This window comes from Colwellia sp. E2M01 (assembly GCF_018860585.1).
Classification (GTDB): Bacteria; Pseudomonadota; Gammaproteobacteria; order Enterobacterales; family Alteromonadaceae; genus Colwellia.
This window is the reverse complement of sequence record NZ_JAHKPR010000035.1, coordinates 1-7,429: the sequence shown is the minus strand read 5'-3', so window position 1 is coordinate 7,429 and position 7,429 is coordinate 1. Positions and strand designations below refer to the sequence as shown.

Sequence of the window (7,429 nt, the reverse complement as noted above, 5' to 3'; positions counted from 1 at the left end):
CAATAAGGTAGGCTATTTTATTTACGGGTTAAATAATAAATTAAACCCGTAAATACTACTTCTGCCTTTCCCTATTGAAAACATCAATACAAGCTTATACCAATTTGATTAAGTTCTTTCCCACTCAGCGAGAATTAAAAGGCTTAGAGGCAAGGCATTGATTGAAGAGAATGGTTGTTCAGGAGAATGTGCTCCTGCATTCTCTAAGAAGCTACATCCATGTAGCGTCCTTGTCAAAATTAATAACACTGCATATAAGCCTTTTAAACTCGCCCTTGGGAGCTTGTTCGATGCACACTAACATCGTTAAATTTATTTGATTTAGAATGACTAGACCTAAACAAATTCGCCTTGTTATTGCACATCGAACATAGCTCTGAGTTGGGAAGAAATTTAATCAGATTGGTATAATAAAAGATCTTGTTTTATATCAATATCAGGGTATTAAATAGCTTAAAATATAGACTGTGTGCGTTAAATATATTAGTATAAGTCTTTGGATTAAAACAAATGTATATACTCGTAAATGCAGTGTTTTAATTGTGAGTTTTATGTTTTTTTTGTAAGCAGCTTGTTTCTCACTAAAGTATATAATCATCGAATGAAGGCTAGATCATGACCGATAGTATTAATAAAGATAAAGACCAGTTAAATCCACAAGAACAAAACACTGATTTGACGGTAAATTTAGATAATATTCTTAATGACACTGTCGAAGCTGATGCCCCTGTTGATGAGACTGAAATTGATGCTGAAGATTTAGCTGAAATTGAAGCCATTCAAGCCGAAATTGAAGCAGGTGAAGAGCCTATTGAGGTTGTTGAAACCGCTGCCGGTGAAGCAAACAATGGCGGTACTACCGAGTTCGTTAGCGTTTCGCGTGATGGCAGTGAAACACTTGTATCATCAGAATTTAAAACAGCAAGTTTTGCCTTTAATTCTACTTCAATAGAATTATCTGATACCAATGACGGTATCTCAGATTCAAGCTTTAGAGCTCAGTTTACCGATAACTTTGTTTCAGGTGTTAGTTACAGTACATCATCAGGCTTAACTGGGCTTACAGGTGAAAATGGCACAGCAGGTGAATTCAGATATAACGCTGATGATATTATCACTTTTACTATTGGTGATGTTGTTATCGGTCAATTTAGCGCCGATGCAATTAATGGTAATATTTTATTCTTACAAGATATTGCGGGAACAGAGCTTTCAGATAGTAACTCAGACCATGTTGAAAATATGGCTATTTTCTTACAGGCGTTAGACAGTGACCTATCAGATACTAATAACTCAGATGGTGTTTTAAGTACAGACCAACTGGTAAATACCGAAAATTCATATTCAACAAATATTGTAATCAGCCAAGAAATTCGTGATGCTTTTACTGGTTATATTGATCCAACAACGGGTGAGCCTTTAGATATAACGAATTCAGGTAAAGAATTGATTTCTCAGGCCTTAGCGTCTGTTGGTATAGAGTTTACTCGTGAAACTGAAAGCGATCCTACTGGCGAAAACACATTTGAGTCAATAGCGATGGAGCATGTTGCACAAACTATTGATGAATTAGCGGGCGATCGCGCACCTGAAAATGTAGATGCTCGTGAAGTCGACACCATTGATGTACCTGGCGGTTTAATTAACTATCACTTTCTTGAAGCGGAAGGGATAATTACTTTTAGTACAGATGATCTTTTAGTGGGGGCTGTGGGTCAGCAAGTTATCACTGAAAATTTAGTTGTTGATAATGTTAAATTATCTGCGGCGTTTGAAAATATTGGTACTTTGGTTGACAAAGGTGATGGTAATTATGAAATCCAACTTAACGAAGGCGTTACAGGTAAAGATTTAGAAGGCCTTGCTATTGATTACCGCGTAGAAGACTGGACCGTTAGCAAAGAGGTTACCTCACAAAGTTTAGATCGTTATAAATCTCACCTTTCTGCTGATATTAATGATGTTAAAGAAGATGCAGGCTTTAACCAATTTACCTTAAACAGTTCTTTAACATTTGATACCGATACACAGTTAAGCATTAATTTTACCAGTGAATTATTAAGTGAACAGTTAACTGCTCAAGTTCAAGCAGAGTTAACAGCGTTAGGTAAAGATGTTGTTCTTGATAATGGTATCGCTCAAATTGCCGAATACGCAGATGATTACAGTATTCCATTAGAATATTCAAATGATGGCGGTAATACTTGGCATGAAATGGTTATCGTTGATATTGATACAAGCGGTAGTATTCCTCGTCCAATTTTTGGATTTGAATTAGCAGCGGGTACTAGTAATATCGAAATTCGAGTACCTATTTTTGATGATGTTACTATTGAGCCTACAGAATATTTCCGTGCTGAAATCAAAGGTGAAGAATTCTACGATGAAACTATATTGTTCGCTATTGAAGATAATGACTCGCTTCCTCTCAATTTACCGACGATAAATATTGAGCATGTATTAACTATTGAAGGTCAAGGTGATGCATTATTTACTTTAACTTTAAGTGAAGCAAGCGATGAAGTTATTACTGTTGATTATAATACGACAGAGCTAACTGCTGTATTTGGCGAAGATTTTGAAAATACTTCGGGTACTGTCACCTTTCAACCGGGTGAAACAACCGCAACTATTTCAATTACCGTTGTTGATGATTTAATTATTGAAGATTCACCAGAGTTTGCTTTGATAAATCTTTCAAATGCAACTAATGCAACCATTAATGATGCACAAGCTACACTACGTATTTTTGATAATGATTACCCTGTTGAATTAACAGTAAATTCGCCTGAAGTTACGGAAGGTGAAAGTGCTGTATTTACCGTAAATATTAATAAAAACTTAGGTGATGTAGCAGATTCATTTACATTAGTTAATTTATCACTGCAAATTGGCAGTGCGACAGAGCAAGATTATACTAGTTCGAGCCTTAAAGCTTTTTATGGCGACGCGGAAAACCCACAATACCTAGAGTTTGATGGTAAAGGCAACTTTATTGTACCTGTTGGAGTTACAAGTATAAATGTCGTTGTTGATACTATCGATGACAACATCAATGAAGAAAATGAAAGTTTTACGCTTACCGCTAAAATTGGTGATTCTCAAGCCGTTGGTACAGCGACTATTTTAGCTAATGACATAGATAATAATATTGCGCCAATACTTACTGTTGAAAATGGCGCGTTAGATGAAGATTCTGGTTCTGTTACGGTAAGTTTTACCGCAGAAGATGTTGATGGCACTGTAGACTCTATTACCGCAAATGTTCCTGCAGAGCAAGGCAGTGTTGTTGTAAATAATGACGGTACTTACACTTTTACACCCGCTGAAAACTTTAACGGCGAAGCAATTATTACCTTAGTAGCAACAGATAATAACGGAGGCTCAACTACGGCTGCATCGACTGTTACTGTTGGTGCTGTTAATGATGTTGCTACTATTACTCTTGTTTCAATTACGCCAAGTTTTACTGAAGACGAGACGGTTGTTGCGGATCTAGTTGCGACTTTCATAACAACTGATGAAGACGGTGACGAAGTAACAGTAACTTTATCAGATACCACATACTATGCCCTTGATGGTAATAGTGTTGTATTAACGCAAGCCGGCGCTGATTTAATTAACAGCGGTGGAGACTTACCTGATTTTACTTTATCAGCAACAGATGGTGAGCAAGACACGCCTGCTACGGTTGAGGTTAACCCTGGTAACACTGTTGATGTTAATGATTCGGCGACGATTACCTTAATTTCAACCACACCAAGTTTCATTGAAGACAATGCTGTTGCTACTGATGTAGTTGCGACGTTTAGTACCGCAGATGAAGATGGTGATGAAGTAACAGTAACTTTATCAGATACTACATACTATGCACTTGATGGCAATACTGTGGTATTAACGCAAGCCGGTGCTGATCTAATTAACAGCGGTGACGACTTACCTGATTTTACTTTATCAGCAACTGACGGTGAACAAACAGCGCCTTCAATAATCGATGTTGCTCCAGGTAACACCATCGATGTAAATCATTTAGCGACGATTACGTTAGTTTCAACTACCCCAACTTTTACTGAAGAAGAGGCAGTTTCCACTGATGTTGTTGCTACATTCAATACTGCAGATGAGGACGGCGATGAGGTAACGGTTACCTTATCAGATACTACTTATTATGCGCTTGATGGTAATACTGTTGTATTAACGCAAGCCGGTGCTGATTTAATTAACAGCGGCGGAGATTTACCTGATTTTACTTTATCAGCAACCGATGGTGAGCAAGACACACCGGCTACGATTGAGGTTAACCCAGGTAACACTGTTGATGTTAATGATGCTTCTACAATTACCTTAATTTCAACCACACCAAGTTTCATTGAAGACGATGCTGTTGCTACTGATGTAGTTGCGACGTTTAGTACCGCAGATGAAGACGGTGATGAAGTAACAGTAACTTTATCAGATACCACATACTATGCCCTTGATGGCAATACTGTTGTATTAACGCAAGCCGGTGCTGATTTAATTAACAGCGGTGGCGACTTACCAGATTTTACTTTATCAGCAACAGACGGTGAGCAAGACACACCTGCTACGATTGAAGTTAACCCTGGTGACACAATTGATGTTAATGATGTTGAAACCTTAACTATAACTAACGGAACTGCCACAGAAGATACAACAGTTGCAGGTACTATTTTAGGTAGTTATACCTTAACAGATGAGCCTGGTGAAGCTCCATTAACGGTAGATTTTACTCAGGGCACTAATACTAATAATTATTATGTACTTGATGGCAGTGATATTAAATTAACATCGGCAGGAGAAACATATTTAGATTCAGGTAATGTATTACCTAATATCAGTTTAACTACCAGTGATGGTGTAGTTGCTACCAATATAATTACCACCATTTTAGTTAATGATGTTGAAACCTTAACTATAACTAACGGTACTGCTACAGAAGACTCTACGGTTGCAGGTGCAATTTTAGGTAGTTACACGCTTCTTGATGATGAAGGCGGGTTAACGGTTGATTTTACACCAGGATCAAATGATGACGTTTATTATGTATTAGATGGATCAGACGTAAAATTAACAGCTGCAGGTGAGGCTTATTTAGATGCAGGTAATGCATTACCAAATATTAGTTTAATAACGAGTGACGGTGTAAGTGCAAGTAACACTGTTACTTCTAACTTAGTAAACGATGCAGCGACCATTACGCTTGTGTCAACAACCCCAAGTTTCACCGAAGAGCAAGCCAGTGAAGATGATGTAGTCGCGACGTTTACGACAGCGGATGAAGACGGCGATCTTGTGACGGTGACCTTATCTGATAACGTTAACTACGCCCTTGATGGCAATACCGTGGTATTAACCCAAGCCGGTGCTGATTTAATTAACAGCGGCGTTGATTTACCGGACTTTACGTTATCGGCAACTGACGGTGAGCAAGAAGCACCAGTAACTATTGATGTTAACCCAGGCTCTACTAATAAAATTGATGATGAAACCAGCTTAACCTTAACAGCGGGCTCAGCAGAAGAAGATGTAACGCCAGAGGGCGCGACGGTAGCGACGTTCAGCGTGTCGGATGAAGATGAAACAGCTGTAGTTGATTTCACAGCCGGTACGAATACAGACGGTTACTATGCGATTGATGGCAGTAACATTACCTTAACCGCTGCCGGTAAAGTGTTCTTAGATGCGGGCAATACCTTACCTGAAATTAGCTTAACCACGTCAGGTACGTCGACGGAGAAAACCGCGACGGGTACACCAGCAACCAATGCAACAGATGATGAAACCAGCTTAACCTTAACAGCGGGCTCAGCAGAAGAAGATGTAACGCCAGTGGGCGCGACGGTAGCAACGTTCAGTGTGTCTGATGAAGATGAAACCGCGACAGTGGACTTCACTGCGGGCACTAACACTGATGGCTATTATGCGATCAGCGGCACCAACATTATCTTAACGCAAGACGGTAAAGTGTTCTTAGATGCGGGCAATACCTTACCTGAAATTAGCTTAACCACGTCAGGTACGTCGACGGAGAAAACCGCGACGGGTACACCAGCAACCAATGCAACAGATGATGAAACCAGCTTAACCTTAACAGCGGGCTCAGCAGAAGAGGATGTAACGCCAGTGGGCGCGACGGTGGCGACGTTCAGCGTGTCGGATGAAGATGAAACCGCTGTAGTTGATTTCACAGCCGGTACCAATATAGACGGTTACTATGCGATTGATGGCAGTAACATTACCTTAACCGCTGCCGGTAAAGTGTTCTTAGATGCGGGCAATACCTTGCCTGAAATTAGCTTAACTACGTCAGGTACGTCGACGGATAAAACCGCGACGGGTACACCAGCAACCAATGCAACAGATGATGAAACCAGCTTAACCTTAACAGCGGGCTCAGCGACGGAAGATGTAACGCCAGTGGGCGCGACGGTGGCGACGTTCAGTGTGTCAGATGAAGATGAAACCGCGACAGTGGACTTCACTGCGGGCACTAACACTGATGGCTATTATGCGATTGATGGTACCAACATTATCTTAACGCAAGACGGTAAAGACTTCCTTGATGCGGGCAATACCTTACCTGAAATTAGCTTAACCACCTCAGGTACGTCGACGGATAAAACCGCGACGGGTACACCAGCAACCAATGCAACAGATGATGAAACCAGCTTAACCTTAACGCCGGGCTCAGCGACTGAAGATATGACGGCGGTTGGCGCAACAGTGGCGAGCTTCAGCGTGTCTGATGAAGATGAAACAGCTGTAGTTGATTTCACAGCCGGTACCAATACAGACGGTTACTATGCGATTGATGGTACTAACATTATCTTAACGCAAGACGGTAAAGACTTCCTTGATGCAGGCAATACCTTACCTGAAATTAGCTTAACCACCTCAGGTACGTCGACGGATAAAACCGCGACGGGTACACCAACAACCAACGCTACCGATGATGAAACCAGCTTAACCTTAACGCCGGGCTCAGCGACGGAAGATGTGACGGCGGTTGGCGCAACAGTGGCGAGCTTCAGCGTGTCTGATGAAGATGAAACAGCTGTAGTTGATTTCACAGCCGGTACCAATATAGACGGTTACTATGCGATTGATGGTACTAACATTACCTTAACCGCTGCCGGTAAAGTGTTCTTAGATGCGGGCAATACCTTGCCTGAGATCAGCTTAACGACCTCGGGTACCTCAACCGATAAAACGGCGACAGGCACACCAGCAACCAATGCGACGGATGATGAAACCAGCTTAACCTTAACAGCGGGCTCAGCGACGGAAGATGTGACGCCAGTGGGCGCGACGGTGGCGACGTTCAGTGTGTCGGATGAAGATGAAACAGCTGTAGTTGATTTCACTGCGGGCACTAACACTGATGGTTATTATGCGATTGATGGCAGTA

Annotated in this window: 1 protein-coding gene; it reads left to right on the top strand. The window is 41.1% G+C overall.

The window, feature by feature from the left end; genetic code table 11:
• Positions 1-615: 615 nt before the first annotated feature.
• The coding region (locus KO502_RS07850; RefSeq protein WP_216022029.1) for a Calx-beta domain-containing protein at positions 616-7,429 on the top strand (6,814 nt) is incomplete at its 3' end.